This window comes from Halomonas sp., assembly GCF_031581305.1.
In the GTDB taxonomy this organism is placed as follows: domain Bacteria; phylum Pseudomonadota; class Gammaproteobacteria; order Pseudomonadales; family Halomonadaceae; genus Halomonas.
Map to the genome: position 1 here is coordinate 1 of NZ_JAVLBC010000068.1, position 14,585 is coordinate 14,585.

Annotated in this window: 12 protein-coding genes; 7 read left to right on the top strand and 5 right to left on the bottom strand. The window is 67.5% G+C overall.

The features are described 5' to 3' along the window. The 4 genes from RI841_RS07545 to RI841_RS07560 form a co-directional block, all read left to right on the top strand. Positions 1-1,256: FAD-dependent oxidoreductase (locus RI841_RS07545; RefSeq protein WP_310704985.1), on the top strand; the 1,256-nt coding region annotated here is incomplete at its 5' end. Next, positions 1,253-2,032 (top strand): DUF1365 domain-containing protein, encoded by a 780-nt coding sequence (locus tag RI841_RS07550; RefSeq protein ID WP_310704986.1) that lies wholly within the window; start codon positions 1,253-1,255, stop codon positions 2,030-2,032. The genes RI841_RS07545 and RI841_RS07550, both read left to right, overlap by 4 nt. Next, positions 2,029-3,297 carry a cyclopropane-fatty-acyl-phospholipid synthase family protein gene (locus tag RI841_RS07555; protein ID WP_310704987.1) on the top strand — a complete coding sequence of 423 codons (1,269 nt, stop codon included), beginning with the start codon at positions 2,029-2,031 and terminating at the stop codon, positions 3,295-3,297. Before RI841_RS07550 ends, RI841_RS07555 begins: the two co-directional genes overlap by 4 nt. A 6-nt stretch (positions 3,298-3,303) precedes the next feature. Beyond that, on the top strand, positions 3,304-3,831 hold the full coding sequence (locus RI841_RS07560; protein WP_310704988.1) for a DUF2878 domain-containing protein: 528 nt from the start codon (positions 3,304-3,306) through the stop codon (positions 3,829-3,831). Here the strand turns inward: RI841_RS07560 and RI841_RS07565 are convergent. Further along, positions 3,781-5,649 carry an EAL domain-containing protein gene (locus RI841_RS07565; RefSeq protein WP_310704989.1) on the bottom strand — a complete coding sequence of 623 codons (1,869 nt, stop codon included), beginning with the start codon at positions 5,647-5,649 and terminating at the stop codon, positions 3,781-3,783. The two genes, RI841_RS07560 and RI841_RS07565, sit on opposite strands and share 51 nt — an antisense overlap. A gap of 340 nt (positions 5,650-5,989) precedes the next feature. Here RI841_RS07565 and fabA point away from each other — a divergent pair, with 340 nt between their 5' ends. Continuing rightward, positions 5,990-6,505 carry a 3-hydroxyacyl-[acyl-carrier-protein] dehydratase FabA gene (fabA, locus tag RI841_RS07570; RefSeq protein WP_310704990.1) on the top strand — a complete coding sequence of 172 codons (516 nt, stop codon included), beginning with the start codon at positions 5,990-5,992 and terminating at the stop codon, positions 6,503-6,505. A gap of 13 nt (positions 6,506-6,518) precedes the next feature. Then, the gene (fabB, locus tag RI841_RS07575; protein ID WP_310704991.1) at positions 6,519-7,736 is read left to right on the top strand and encodes a beta-ketoacyl-ACP synthase I; all 1,218 of its coding nucleotides are present in this window, start codon (positions 6,519-6,521) and stop codon (positions 7,734-7,736) included. Positions 7,737-7,835: 99 nt separating this feature from the next. Here the strand turns inward: fabB and RI841_RS07580 are convergent, their stop codons facing one another. From RI841_RS07580 to RI841_RS07595, 4 genes are read right to left on the bottom strand one after another with little or no spacing between them, the layout of a single operon-like run. Then, positions 7,836-8,591: a lysophospholipid acyltransferase family protein gene (locus RI841_RS07580; protein ID WP_310704992.1), complete on the bottom strand. Its 756-nt coding sequence runs from the start codon at positions 8,589-8,591 to the stop codon at positions 7,836-7,838. Continuing rightward, positions 8,588-9,478, bottom strand: coding sequence for a sugar nucleotide-binding protein (locus RI841_RS07585; RefSeq protein WP_310704993.1), 891 nt, complete (start codon positions 9,476-9,478; stop codon positions 8,588-8,590). Before RI841_RS07585 ends, RI841_RS07580 begins: the two co-directional genes overlap by 4 nt. Positions 9,479-9,502: 24 nt before the next feature. After that, complete coding sequence (ssb, locus tag RI841_RS07590) at positions 9,503-10,054, bottom strand: single-stranded DNA-binding protein (protein ID WP_310704994.1); 552 nt, start codon at positions 10,052-10,054, stop codon at positions 9,503-9,505. A 48-nt stretch (positions 10,055-10,102) separates the two neighbouring features. Further along, positions 10,103-11,497, bottom strand: coding sequence for an MFS transporter (locus tag RI841_RS07595; RefSeq protein WP_310704995.1), 1,395 nt, complete (start codon positions 11,495-11,497; stop codon positions 10,103-10,105). Between the two features lie 160 nt (positions 11,498-11,657). On the opposite strand from RI841_RS07595, the gene uvrA reads away from it, so the two are divergent. Next, positions 11,658-14,519: an excinuclease ABC subunit UvrA gene (gene uvrA, locus RI841_RS07600; protein WP_310704996.1), complete on the top strand. Its 2,862-nt coding sequence runs from the start codon at positions 11,658-11,660 to the stop codon at positions 14,517-14,519. Positions 14,520-14,585 lie beyond the last annotated feature (66 nt).

A 14,585-nucleotide genomic window follows, 5' to 3' on the forward strand; every position in this document is an offset into this window, starting at 1 on the left:
CGAGCCGCCATGAGGTGACGCTCTTCGAGGCCGACGAGCGGCTCGGTGGACATACCGCCACCGTCGACGTAGAGCTGGAGGGTCGCCACTACGCCATCGATACCGGCTTCATCGTCTTCAACGACTGGACCTATCCGCACTTTCAGCGCCTGATGGCCCGGCTGGGGGTGGCCAGCCAACCCACGGAGATGAGCTTCTCGGTACATGAGACGGCTCGCGATTTCGAATACAACGGCCATACCCTGGGGAGCCTCTTCGCCCAGCGCCGCAACCTGCTGCGCCCCAGCTTCCACCGCCTGCTCCGCGACATTCTGCGCTTCAACCGCGAGGCAACCCGGGCGCTGGAAGACGGCCGGCTCGACTCCGCCATGACCCTGGGCACCTGGCTGGATGCCAACGGCTTCGGCGACGACTTCCAGCACCACTACCTGCTGCCCATGGGGGCGGCGATCTGGTCGGCCAGCATCCGTGACCTGCGCGACTTCCCGCTGCTGTTCTTCGTGCGTTTCTTCCGCCACCACGGCCTGCTGTCGGTCAACGACCGGCCCCAGTGGCACACCCTGGTGGGCGGCTCGCGCAGCTACATCCCGGCACTGACCGCGCCCTGCGTCGGCCGTATCCACCTGGCCACCCCGGTGCGCGGCATCCGCCGCCATGCCGACTGGGTCGAGGTGCGCACCGCGGGCGGCGTCCAGGCCTTCGACCAGGTGGTGCTGGCCTGCCACGCCGACCAGGCGCTGGCGATGCTCGACGACCCGAGCGCCGCCGAGCGCGAGATCCTCGGCGCCCTGCCCTACGCCGACAACGAGGTGGTGCTGCACACCGACACCCGGCTGCTGCCGCGCCGCCGGCGCGCCTGGGCGAGCTGGAACTACCGGCTGGATGGCCGCGGCGACGACGCCCGGGTCTCGGTGACCTACGACATGAACATCCTGCAGCGCATCAGCGCCCCGCATACCTTCTGCGTGACCCTCAACGACAGCGCCGCCATCGACCCCGCCAGGGTGCTGGGCCGCTATACCTATGCCCATCCCCAGTTCACCCTGGCCGGCCAGGCAGCCCAGGCCCGCCACGGCGAGATCTCCGGCCCCGAGCAGCGCACCCACTACTGCGGCGCCTACTGGCGCAACGGCTTCCACGAGGACGGGGTCTGGAGTGCGCTGCGTGTGGCCCGGGCCCTGGGTTGCGACGAGGACGACCGCCGCGAGGGTCCGTCGCCCATGGCGGCCCCGGCCGCCGAGGAGCAGGTGGCATGATTCGCTCGCCGCGCTCGCGCATCTACCGGGGGACCCTGCGCCATCGCCGCTTTCTGCCGCGGCCCCACGCCTTCGAGTATGGGCTCTGGATGGCCTGGATCGACCTCGACGAGCTCCCGGAGCTTTTCGACGGCGTGCCCGGCTTCAGCGCCCGGCGCCCGGCCCTGGCGCGCTTTCGCCGCGAGGACTACCTGGCCCCCCACGACCGCCCCCTGAAGCAGGCGGTGCGCGAGGAGCTGGAGCGCCAGCTGGGCAGCGCCCCGGACGGGCGAATCTGCGTGCTGACCCAGCTGCGCACCCTGGGGCTGGGCTTCAACCCGGTATCGCTCTACTACGCCTATGATGCCCGCGGCGAGCTGCGCGCGGTGCTCGGCGAGGTGAGCAACACGCCCTGGGAGGAGCGCACCCGCTATGCCTGTGCCGTGTCGCCTCGCCGCCATGGCCATGTCGCCGAGTTCGACAAGGTCATGCATGTCTCGCCCTTCAACCCCATGGACATGACCTACCGCTGGCGCTTCGACACCCCGGGCGACGCCCTGTCGATGCACATGGAGAACTGGAAGGATGGCGAGCGCCACTTCGACGCCACCCTGACCCTGCAGGCCCGACCGGCGAGACGCGGCGTGCTGCTGGCCACCCTGGCCCGCCAGCCGTGGATGAGCCTGAAGACCCTCGCCGGCATCCACTTCGAGGCGCTGCGGCTCTGGCTCAAGCGCATTCCCGTCCATGACCATCCCGGCCAGGACCACCCTTCCCGTGAGGAGAGCTCGTCGTGAACACCCTTCGCTCCGCCACTGCCCGCCCCCTGGCGCCCGAGGGCGACCGTCTCACCCGCTGGCTCAAGCCCCGGGTGCTGGCCCAGCTCGACCGCCTGGAGGGCGGCAACATCACCCTGATCGATGGCCACCAGCGCCACCAGCTGGGCCAGGGAGGGCCGCTGCGGGTCACCCTGGTGGTGTGCCACCACCGCGCCTGGAAGCGCCTGGCCCTGGGCGGCACCGTGGGGGCCGCCGAGTCCTACATGGAGGGGGACTGGGATGCCGACGACCCGGTGGCCCTGGTGCGGCTGTTCGCCGCCAACCTGGAGCGGGTCAACGGCGAGATCGAGAACGGCCCGGCGCGCCTCGGGCGCTGGCTGCTCGGGGCCCTCTACGGCCTGCAGCGCAACAGCCTGCGCGGGTCGAAGCGCAACATCGCCGCCCACTACGACATCGGCAATGCGCTGTTCGCCACCTTCCTCGACCAGGATCACCGCATGTACTCCAGCGCGGTCTTCCCGCACCCCGAGGCGAGCCTGGAAGAGGCCTCGACCCACAAGCTCGACCTGATGCTCGATAAGCTCGATGTCCAGCCCCATCACCACCTGCTGGAGATCGGCACCGGCTGGGGCGGGCTGGCCATCCATGCGGCGAAGACCCGCGGCTGCCGGGTAACCACCACCACCATCTCCGCGGAGCAGCACGCCTACACGGCACGGCGCATCGAGGAGGAGGGGCTGGGGGAGCGCATCACCCTGCTCCAGCAGGACTACCGTGAGCTCGAGGGCCAGTACGACCGGCTGATCTCGGTGGAGATGATCGAGGCGGTGGGCCACCAGTACCTGGGCACCTACCTGGCGACCCTGGACCGGCTGCTCACCGATGACGGCCAGGCCATGCTGCAGGCGATCACCATCCGCGACCAGCGCTACGAGGCGGCCAAGCGCGAGATGGACTTCATCAAGCGCTACATCTTCCCGGGGGGCTTCCTGCCGTCGCACCGCGCCATCCTCGACGGCCTGACGCGCCACACCTCGCTCAACGTCATCGACCTGGACGAGATCGGCCTGCACTACGCCCGCACCCTGCGCGAGTGGCGCCACCGCTTCGAGGCCAGCCTGGAGACGGTGCGCCGGCTGGGCTACGACGAGCGCTTCATCCGCATGTGGCGCTACTACCTCTGCTACTGCGAGGGCGGCTTCCTGGAGCGCACCATCGGCACCTGCCATCTGCTGCTGGCCAAGCCCGGTGCCCGGCCGGCCCCGCTCACCGGGGCGGTGTGACCCGCGATGGCCGCCCTGCCCGACGTTCCCGTGAAGCTGCTGGCCAACCTGGCCGCCTTCCAGGCCGGGTGGTTCGCCTGCGTGCTGGGCGGCTCGCGGGTCGGCCTGCTGGCGGTCGCGCTGATCCTCACCCTGCACCTGGCCTGGCTGGCCCGCCCCGGGGAGTGGCGCTGGCTGGCGGGCTTCGCCGCGCTGGGGCTGGTGGTGGACGGCGGCTTGACGCTGGCCGGCGGCTTCGCCTTCGCCGAGGGGACGCCCCTGCTCGGGGGCATGCCGCCCTGGCTGTGGCTGCTCTGGCCCCTCTTCGCCACCCTGGTCCACCACTCGCTGGCCTGGCTATGGCAATACCCCTGGCTGGCCGCGCTCGGTGGCGCCACCAGCGGCCCGCTCTCCTACTATGCCGGCGCCCGCCTCGCCGGGGTGGAACTGGCCCCCTGGCTGTTGCCCGTCGAGGCACTGGCCTGGGCGCTGATCTGCGTGACGCTAAGCCGGCGCCTCGGCAACCCACTTGCCCTGAGCAGAGAAGCCCGCTGAGGTCTGCTCCCGCCACTGAGCCTCCAGGTATCCCGCTGGCTGAGGCCTGGCATAGAAAAAGCCCTGAACCTGCGCGCAGCCTTGGGCAAGCAGAAAATCACGCTGTGCCTCGGTCTCGACCCCTTCTGCGATCACCTCCAGCTCGAGCCCCCGGGCCATGGCCAGGACGGCACAAACAATCGCCGCATCGGCCCGGTCATCAGGCAAGGCGTGAATGAAGGCACGATCAAGCTTGAGCTTGTCCACCGGCAGGTGTTTGAGGTAACCCAGCGATGAATAACCCGTGCCAAAATCGTCGATGGCGATGCCATGCCCCTGCCGTCGCAGCTTTTCCAGTCGCGGCGCGATATCGCCGGCACGCTCATCGAGCAGCACGGACTCCGTCAGCTCCAGCCCCAGCAGCCGGGCCGGCACACGATGACGCGCGAGGCCAGACGCCAGCGCCGTTTCCAGGTCGCCCTGAAACAATTGCATGGCCGAGATATTGATCCACACAGTGGCCTCCGGCATGTTCATCCGTTGCCAGTGCGCCATCTGAGCCAGGGCCTGATCGATGACCCAGTCTCCGAGCGTCGCCATCAGCCCGTGTCGCTCGGCCAAGGGAATGAAGTCGCCAGGAGAGATCATGCCATCACGGGGATGCCGCCAGCGCAGCAGGGCCTCCAGCCCGGCCAGGCGGTCATCTTCCAGGCGATACTGGGGCTGATAGTACAGCTCCAGCTGACCGCCGACGGCCAGCGCATTGCGAAGGTCATTGAGCAGACCAAGCTGCGGGCTATCCTGGACATCGAGTGCTGGCCGAAAACGCTGACTGTGGTTGCGACCGTTGCGTTTGGCGCTGTAAAGGGCCGATTCCAGGCGCTGAAAGAGCACACTGGACTCGCGACCGTCCTCGGGTGAACGACAGCTGCCGATGGTCACCCCCAGTCGCAGGCTGTGCCGGTCGATCTCGAAGGGTTGCCCCAGATGGCTCTGCAGCCCCTTGATCCAGTTGTCGTGATCGCTGCGAGTGGTGGTACGAATCACCATGAACTCGTCACCCCCCAGCCTGCCGACCACTCCGCCAGCAGCGTACCCGGCCAACCGCTGCCCGAAGTCCGCAAGCAGCCGATCACCGAGCTCAACCCCGATGCCGTCATTGATCTCCTTGAAGCCATCGATGTCGATCAACGCCATGTCCAGGCTCTCTCCCGCCCGCAAATGCCTTAGGCGGGAGGCCAACAGATCGTGCAGTCGCCGACGGTTGGGCAGGCCGGTAATCGGGTCCTCGAAACCGATCCTCTGCAGATCACGCTCACGGGCCTTGTGAACGGAGATATCGGTAAACAGACAGACATGGTGGGCAATACGTCCTGACTCGTCCGAAACGACGCGAACACGGAGCCATTCGGGATACTCGTCCCCCTGCTTGCGCCGATTCCAGATTTCCCCCTCCCAGCGGCCAGTGGCACGCAGGGTCTGCCAGTAATTCTCGAAGAACGCCTTGTCATGGCGCGGCGCCGAAAGCGAGCTGGCATTGAGGCCGCGGACCTCGTCCAGGGTATAGCCGGTGATGCGTGTGAAGGCAGGATTGACGGCCTGGATGCGATTCGCGGCATTGGTAATGATGATACCCTCTTCCGAGAGCGAGAGAGCCGCTTCGCCGAGGCGTGCCCGTTGGTGCTCCAGCCGCACTTGGCGCCAGGCATCCAGAAGGCCGAGGGCTACCATAACCGCAGCAGCCAGGCGCAGGGGGATCCCGGGCAGCCAGATACTGGCCGAGAAGGCCGAGAGCGCCATCCAGAGCATGGGTCGGTTGAGAGAGAAAGCTGGCCACATGGGAACTGGCGCTCGATGGGTGGATGGTGTCATGCCTCGGCATGATCAGAGTCATTAACGATCTATCGGCAGCCATGCAGGAAGCTGAACCCCTGCCTGGGCAACCCCCCTCGGCAGATGACTCAGCCACCCCGCACGGCAACGCCAACATGCTCAACGCGTTTCTGCTGAACGAGGGCCGCTGGTGCGCTGGGGCGCCGTCAAGGGACTGCCGCCCGTGGCGATACCCCAGTTCCGGTTGGCGTGCATTCGTCGTGTGTGGACAGTAGACTAGGCACAGCCGCCCGGCGGCCCCAGGCCGCTTTCGGCAGACAATGATCTCGACTCTCGGAACGATTCAGTGACCAAGCAACACTCCTTTGATCGCGAAGAACTGCTGGCCTGCTCACGCGGCGAGCTGTTCGGTCCGGGCAATGCGCAATTGCCGGCCCCCAACATGCTGATGCTCGATCGCATCATGCACATTCACGAGGAAGGTGGGGATCACGGCAAGGGCGAGCTGATCGCCGAGCTGGACATCCACCCCGACCTATGGTTCTTCGACTGCCACTTCCCCGGGGATCCGGTGATGCCTGGCTGCCTCGGCCTGGATGCCATGTGGCAACTGGTGGGGTTCTACCTGGGCTGGCTCGGCCACCCCGGCCGGGGTCGCGCCCTGGGTTGTGGCGAGGTCAAGTTCAGTGGCCAGATCCTGCCCGATGCCAACAAGGTCACCTATCGCATCAACATCAAGCGCATCATCACCCGGCGCCTGATCTTGGGCATGGCCGACGGCACCGTCTCCGTCGACGGCCGCGACATCTACCAGGCCAACGACCTGCGCGTCGGCCTGTTCACCTCCACCGCGAACTTCTGAACAGGAGGCTCCCATGCGACGAGTGGTAGTCACCGGCCTGGGCATCGTGTCCTGCCTGGGCAATGACGCAAAACAGGTTCTGGAGGCGCTCAGGAGCGGGCGCTCGGGTATTCGCTTCAAGGAAGACTACGCCGAACGAGGCTTTCGCAGCCAAGTGGCCGGCAGCGTCGACATCGACCTGGACGCCCTGATCGACCGCAAGCTGCGCCGCTTCATGGGTGACGCCGCCGCTTACGCCTATGTCTCCATGGCCCAGGCCATCGAGGACTCGGGGCTGGCACCGGAGATGGTCTCCAGTGAGCGTACCGGATTGATCGCCGGCTCGGGGGGTGCCTCCAGCGCCAACCAGGTGGAGGCCGCCGACCTGTTGCGCGAGAAGGGCCTGCGCCGCGTGGGCCCCTACCGGGTCACCCGCACCATGGGCAGCACCGTCTCTGCCTGCCTGGCGACCCCGTTCCGGATCAAGGGCGTCAACTACTCCATCTCTTCGGCCTGCGCCACCTCGGCCCACTGCATCGGCAGCGCCATGGAGCAGATCCAGATGGGCAAGCAGGACGTGGTCTTCGCCGGTGGCGGCGAGGAGGAACACTGGACCCTCTCCTGCCTGTTCGATGCCATGGGGGCGCTCTCGACCCACTACAATGACACCCCCGACAAGGCTTCCCGGCCCTATGACCAGGCCCGCGACGGCTTCGTCATCGCCGGCGGCGGTGGCATGCTGGTGCTCGAGGAGCTGGAGCACGCCCGGGCGCGCGGCGCGAAGATCTATGCCGAAGTGACCGGCTACGGCGCCACCTCCGACGGCCACGACATGGTCGCGCCCTCCGGCGAAGGGGCGGTGCGCTGCATGCGCCAGGCCATGGCCAGCATCGACGGCAAGATCGACTACATCAACACCCACGGCACCTCGACGCCGGTGGGCGACGTGGCCGAACTGAAAGCGATCCGCGAGGTCTTCGGCAACGCCACGCCGGCGATGAGCTCGACCAAGTCGCTGACCGGCCACTCCCTGGGCGCTACCGGCGTGCAGGAGGCGATCTACTCGCTGCTGATGATGGAGAACAACTTCGTCGCCGCCTCCGCCAACATCGAGCACCTGGACGAGCAGGCGGCCGGCTTCGATATCGTCACTGAGCGTCGCGACGACGCCGAGGTCAGGCGCGTGCTGTCCAACAGCTTCGGCTTCGGCGGCACCAATGCCTGCCTGGTGCTGGAGAAGTTCAGCGGCTGACGCCTGTCGTGTCAGGCTCGGGCCATCAGTCCATGCAAGAAGGCGCCCCGCGGGGCGCCTTCTTGCATGGTGCATGGCGCGTGGTCGTCGTCGGGACGATCAGGCCGGGGGCTTCGCCGCCTCGGCGGGCACCTCGGGCCGCGGCACCTCCGAGATCTCCGCCAGGCGCGACTCGATCCACGCCTCCACCTCGACCAGCACCGCCTCGGAGGTGCGGCCAGCGGTCTCGATGGGCTCGCCCACCTCCATCGACAGACGTCCCGGGCGCTTGACCCAGTGACGTCCCGGCCAGCGCTCCCCGGCATTGTGGGCCACCGGCACCACCGGCACCCCGGCGCGGCAGGCGATCACCACACCGCTCTTGCTGTAGCGCCGCCGGCTTCCCGGCGCCACCCGGGTACCCTCGGGGAAGATCAGCACCGAGAGTCCCTCGTCGAGCCGGGTCTTGCCCTGGGTGAGCACCTGCTTCATGGCTCGGGCGGGCCTGCTGCGGTCCAGGGCGATGGGATGCAGCAGGCGCAGCCCCCAGCCGAAGATCGGAATGTTCAGCAGTTCCCGCTTGAGTACCGTGCAGACCGGCGGATGCAGCAACTGCAGGTAGACGGTCTCCCACTCGGACTGGTGGTTGGCGAGGATGACGCAGGGGCCGTCGGGCAACCGCTCCAGACCGCGGAAGTCATAGCGCACCCCGCAGATCAGGCGGAACCAGGCGATGATGAAGTGGTTGTAGAGGTTGAGCAGGCGATAGCGGGAGCGCAGCGGCAGGAAGGGCGCCGGCGGCAGGAAGAGCACGCCGCAGACCAGCATGGCCAGAAAGTAGCCGGCATAGAAGACCAGGCTGCGGATCACGTTCATCGTGGCATCGACTCCTCTCCCGCCTTGTCGTCGTCCCTGGCCAGGCACCAGGTATCCAGCATGCGCCCGACCTCCAGCCGCCAGGGCTTCTGGTGGACGCCGAACACATCCAGTACCCGCCGGCAGTTCAGCACGCGCCGCAGCGGCTGGTCGTGATGGTGGTTCAACGCCTTGACGCCACCCAACGCGACCCGCTCGCCACGCCCCTCGAGCCGTGTGGCGAGCTGGGTGCGCACCATGGAGACGAAGGTATAGGCGCTCACCGGCTCGGTGCCGGCCAGGTGGTAGCTGCCCCAGGCCCCGGCCCCGCAGTGCTGCTGCTGGAGCATGCCGATCAGTGCCATGGCCACGGCATCCACCGAGGTCGGGCAGAAGATCACATCGGACTCGGCACGCACCTCGCCGCCATCCATCAGGGTGTCGAGCAGCTCGCTGAGCCAGGCCTGGCTGCCCTCCAGAGCGAACAGCGGCCCCAGGCGCACGATCAGGTGCCGAGGGCATTCGGCACGGATCCGGTCACCGGTGCGTACCAGCCGCCTCAGGCTGTCGTCGCGGGGCTCGGGGATCACGTGCTCGTCGATGGGGGCATCGAGGCCATCCTCGTAGAGCTGGTCGGAGACGCACCACACCAGCGGGATTCCGGCCTCGCGACAGGCCTCCATGCAGGCCTCCACCGCCTCGGCATGAGCCGTGACGGCAGCCGGCTCGGCACTGATCGGCCGCGACAATGGCGGGATCACCAACGCATCCGGACGCAGCTCTTCGAGCAGCGCCGGCGCAGGCGAAAGCCCCGGCTCGATGGTGAGCTCGGTGTCGCTGCGCCGATTGGCCTCGCGGGCCAGCGCCAGGCTCAGGCAGTGCCCGGCCTCCAGAATCAGCAGCTTCACGGCAACTCCTTGGCTAACCCCGACTTAGAACGGGATCTCGTCATCGAAGTCATCGAAGCTACCCGGGTCCGGAGCGCCATAGTTGCTGCCCTGCTGCGGGGGGGCCGGCTGCGGAGCCGGACGCTGGGGCTGACCACCGCCGACATTGCCGCCCTGCTGCTGACCGCTCTGCTGGGGCTGACCGCCGTACTGGCCACCCTGCTGGGACCGACCGCCCTGCTGGCCGCCGACGTCACCACCGCGGGAGTCGAGCATCTGCATGTCGTTGGCGACGATCTCGGTGCTGTACTTGTCCTGGCCGTTCTGGTCCTGCCACTTGCGAGTCTGCAGGCGGCCCTCGATATAGACCTTGCTTCCCTTCTTGAGGTACTGCTGAGCAATTTCGGCAGTCTTGTTGAACAGCACGATCCGGTGCCATTCGGTGCGCTCCTGGCGCTGGCCGCTCTGCTTGTCCATCCAGGTATCGGTGGTGGCCAGGTTGAGGTTGGCAACGGCGGTGCCGGAGGGCGTGAAGCGCACCTCCGGGTCCTGCCCCAGGTTGCCGATGAGGATGACCTTGTTGACGCCACGGGCCATGAGGGACTCCTTGCTGTCATGAAATACGTTGTAAGGATCATACGCGGCTCAGGCGCCGCTGTGGTGATTCCCGGAACCGGTCAGGTGTGCCAGGGCCCGCTCGTCGAGGCGCTGGCGATCCACTTTGAGATAGGCCAGGCGCTCCTCGGGGACGACCAGCACGTCTTCCACTCCGGCCACCTCGGCGAAACGCGCCATCAGGGTGTCCAGGGCATCATCCTGCTCATTTTGGTCCAGTGCTACCACCTCGCTGGTCAGATGGCGGGGAGGCGCCATGCCGGTCATCACCGCCAGCCATGCCAGGCCCACCAGTCCGCAACCGATAAAGACCGCGGAAAGCCCCCACTGCTGCACCAGCCCCCCCCCCAGCACCCCACCCAGGAAAGCCCCCAGGAACTGGCTGGTGGAATAGATCCCCATGGCGGTGCCCTTGGCGCCGGCCGGCGCCAGCTTGCTGAGCATCGATGGCAGGGTGGCCTCAAGCAAGTTGAAGGCGATGAAGAACAGCAGCAGCCAGCCGAACAGCGCCGGGAACCCGTCGCCAAGGCCGGCCAGCCCGAACAGGCTCAGCGTGATCCCGGTGATCGCCGACAAACACATGGCCTTCATGCGGCGGCGCTTCTCGGCGATGACCACCAGCGGCACCATGACCACGAAGGCCAGCAGCATGATGCCCAGGTAGGTGAGGCCATGGCGCTCGACGGCGATGCCCGCCTCGAGCAGCCGGAAGGGGACGGCGACGAAGATCGCCATCAGCACCAGGTGCAGGGCAAAGATCGAGATATCCAGGCGCCACAGGTCGCCGTGCGTAAGGATACCGCGCAGCTGGCCCCGGTCCATGCCCACGTCGCGGTGGCGAACTCTGCGTGGCGCCGGCGGCACCAGTTTCCACAGCACCGCCAGGCCCAGGGCCGCGAGCCCCGCGGTGAACCAGAAGACGCCAGCCAGGCCGAAGCCCGCGGCGAACCAGGGGCCCAGCACCATGGCGACGGCGAAGGCCACGCCGATGGAGAGCCCGATGGTGGCCATGGCGGCGGTACGCACCTGTTCACGTGTCTGGTCGGCGAGCAGCGCCATGATGGCGGCCGCCACGGCGCCGCTGCCCTGCAGGCAGCGCCCCAGGATCACCCCGCCGATAGAGTCGGCGCTGGCGGCCACCACGCTGCCGACCAGGAACAGGACCAGCCCCGCGGCGATCACCGGCTTGCGCCCCAGGCGGTCGGAGAGCAGACCGAAGGGGATCTGCAGCACTGCCTGGGTGAGGCCATAGATCCCCAGCGCCAGGCCGACCAGCAGCGGCGTCGCTCCCCTCAGCTCATCGGCATACAGGGCCAGCACCGGCAGCACCATGAACAGGCCCAGCATGCGTGTGGCATAGAGCCCCGCCAGCCCGGTGATGGCGCGACGCTCGGTGGCTAACAGCAGTCCTGAGACCTTTCGCATGGCGGTTCGAACTTCCGTGGACGGACCCTCGGGCCCGGAGGTGGACCACATATTCTAGCGGCTCGCCACCCTGCAGGGAAAGCCGATGGCGGCCCGCGCTTTGCCGCCGGTGCGGCCCGCCCCGTATAATCGAGCTTTTGCCGCGTCCGGCGAGGTGGGAATGGACACAATTCTGGTCAGGGGTGCCCGCACCCACAACCTGAAGAACATCGACGTCGAACTGCCCCGCGACAAGCTGATCGTGGTCACCGGGCTCTCCGGCTCGGGCAAGTCGTCGCTGGCCTTCGACACCCTCTACGCCGAGGGCCAACGACGCTACGTGGAGTCGCTCTCCACCTACGCGCGCCAATTCCTGTCGATGATGGAGAAACCCGACGTCGACCATATCGAGGGGCTCTCCCCGGCGATCTCCATCGAGCAGAAGTCCACCTCCCACAACCCGCGCTCCACCGTGGGCACCATCACCGAGATCTACGACTACCTGCGCCTGCTGTTCGCTCGTGCCGGCACCCCACGCTGTCCGGAGCACGGCGAGGATCTCGAGGCCCAGACCGTCTCGCAGATGGTCGACCAGGTACTGACCCTTCCCGAGGGCAGCAAGCTGATGCTGATGGCCCCGGTGGTCAAGGGGCGCAAGGGTGAGCACCTGCAACTGCTCGCCGAGCTGCGCGCCCAGGGCTTCGTGCGTGCCATGGTCGACGGCCAGGTGCTCGAGCTTGACGACATCGCCCCGCTGGACAAGAACAAGAAGCACGACATCAGCGTGGTGGTCGACCGCCTCAAGGTGCGCGAGGGGCTACAGCAGCGACTGGCGGAGTCCTTCGAGACGGCCCTCAACCTGGCCGATGGCACCGCCGTGATCCATTTCATGGACGGCGAGTACGAGGACATCGCCTTCTCGGCACGCTTTGCCTGCCCGGTGTGCGGCTATTCCATCGCCGAGCTCGAGCCGCGAATGTTCTCCTTCAACAACCCGGCCGGCGCCTGCCCGACCTGCGACGGCCTGGGCGTACAGCAGTTCTTCGACCCTGACAAGCTGATCAGCCATCCGGAGCTATCACTGGCCGAGGGGGTGATCAAGGGCTGGGACCGGCGCAGCGTCTACTACTTCAACCAGCTACAGGCCGTGGCCGACCACTACCGCTTCACCCTGGAGACCCCCTGGCAGGACCTGGCTCGCCACGAGCGGGATATCATCCTCCACGGCAGCGGCAGCGACGTCATCGCTTTCCACTATGTCAACGACCGCGGCCGCAAGGTGACACGCGAGCATCCCTTCGAGGGCGTGCTGCCCAACATGCAACGCCGCTATCGCGAGACCGAATCCAGCATGGTGCGCGAGGACCTGGCGCGCCATATCGCCGTCCAGCCCTGCCCCACCTGCCACGGCTCGCGGTTGCGCCGAGAGGCGCGCCACGTCTACATCGACGACCGCACCCTGCCGCAGCTGGTCCACCTGCCCATCGGCGAGGCGCTGGCCTACTTCGGCGAACTCAGCCTGCCGGGACGCAAGGGCGAGATCGCCGTCAAGATCGTCAACGAGATCCAGGCCCGCCTGGAGTTCCTGGTCAACGTGGGACTCGACTACCTGAACCTGGAACGCAGCGCCGAGACCCTCTCTGGCGGCGAGGCCCAGCGCATCCGCCTGGCCAGCCAGATCGGTGCCGGCCTGGTGGGGGTGATGTACATCCTCGATGAACCCTCCATCGGCCTGCACCAGCGCGACAATGATCGCCTGCTGCAGACCCTGGAGCGACTGCGCGATCTGGGCAACACCGTGATCGTGGTCGAGCACGACGAGGAGGCCATCCGCGCCGCCGACCACGTGCTCGACATCGGCCCCGGTGCTGGCGTCCATGGAGGGCGCGTCGTCGCCCAGGGCACCCCGCAGGAGATCATCGCCACGCCGACGTCGCTCACCGGCCAGTACCTCGCCGGCACTCGGTCCATCGCGGTCCCGCCCTGGCGCATCCCCGGCAACCCGGAGAAGGTGGTACGCCTGATCGGCGCCCGCGGCAATAACCTCCAGGACGTCACCCTCGAGCTGCCGCTGGGCTTGTTCGTGTGCATCACCGGCGTCTCGGGCTCCGGCAAGTCGACGCTGATCAACGCCACCCTGATGCCCATCGCTGCCCGCGAGCTCAACCGCGCCACGAGCCTGACGCCGGATGCCCACGAACGTATCGAGGGGCTCGATCACCTCGACAAGGTGATCGACATCGACCAGAGCCCCATCGGGCGCACCCCACGCTCCAACCCGGCCACCTACACCGGGATCTTCACGCCGATCCGCGAGCTGTTCGCCGGCACCCAGGAAGCCCGCTCGCGGGGCTACAAGCCGGGGCGCTTCTCCTTCAACGTCAAGGGGGGCCGCTGCGAGGCGTGTCAGGGCGAGGGCATGATCAAGGTCGAGATGCACTTCCTGCCGGACATCTACGTCCCCTGCGACGTCTGCAAGGGCAAGCGCTACAACCGCGAGACCCTGGAGATCGCCTACAAGGGAAAGAGCATCCACGAGGTCCTCGAGATGACCGTGGAGGAAGCGCTGGAATTCTTCTCACCGGTGCCGGCCATTGCCCGGCGACTTCAGACCCTGCTTGACGTTGGGCTCTCCTACATCCGCCTGGGGCAGAGCGCCACCACCCTCTCCGGCGGCGAGGCCCAGCGGGTCAAGCTGGCCCGGGAGCTGGCCAAGCGCGATACCGGCAAGACCCTCTACATCCTCGACGAGCCGACCACCGGCCTGCACTTCGAGGACATTCGCCAGCTGCTCACCGTGCTGCACCGCCTGCGCGACCACGGCAACACCATCGTGGTGATCGAGCACAACCTCGACGTGATCAAGACCGCCGACTGGCTGATCGACCTGGGCCCGGAGGGCGGCTCCGGTGGCGGACGCATCATCGCCGAGGGCACCCCCGAACAGGTCGCGCGCATGGAAGCGTCGCACACCGGCCGCTTCCTCAGGCCGCTGCTGGAGCGCGCCAAGGCCAGCAAGGCGGAGCCGGAGACCACCGCCTGACAGCGAGCTGGAAGCTGCCAAGCTGCCAAGCTGCCAAGCTGCCAAGCTGCCAAGCTGCCAAGCTGC

Bases quoted from the DNA above. Each gene is read 5' to 3' on its own strand.
- RI841_RS07550 (WP_310704986.1), top strand. From the start codon at position 1,253: ATGATTCGCTCGCCGCGCTCGCGCATCTACCGGGGGACCCTGCGCCAT.
- RI841_RS07560 (WP_310704988.1), top strand. From the start codon at position 3,304: ATGGCCGCCCTGCCCGACGTTCCCGTGAAGCTGCTGGCCAACCTGGCC.
- RI841_RS07565 (WP_310704989.1), bottom strand. From the start codon at position 5,649: ATGTGGCCAGCTTTCTCTCTCAACCGACCCATGCTCTGGATGGCGCTC.
- fabB (WP_310704991.1), top strand. From the start codon at position 6,519: ATGCGACGAGTGGTAGTCACCGGCCTGGGCATCGTGTCCTGCCTGGGC.
- RI841_RS07580 (WP_310704992.1), bottom strand. From the start codon at position 8,591: ATGAACGTGATCCGCAGCCTGGTCTTCTATGCCGGCTACTTTCTGGCC.
- ssb (WP_310704994.1), bottom strand. From the start codon at position 10,054: ATGGCCCGTGGCGTCAACAAGGTCATCCTCATCGGCAACCTGGGGCAG.
- RI841_RS07595 (WP_310704995.1), bottom strand. From the start codon at position 11,497: ATGCGAAAGGTCTCAGGACTGCTGTTAGCCACCGAGCGTCGCGCCATC.
- uvrA (WP_310704996.1), top strand. From the start codon at position 11,658: ATGGACACAATTCTGGTCAGGGGTGCCCGCACCCACAACCTGAAGAAC.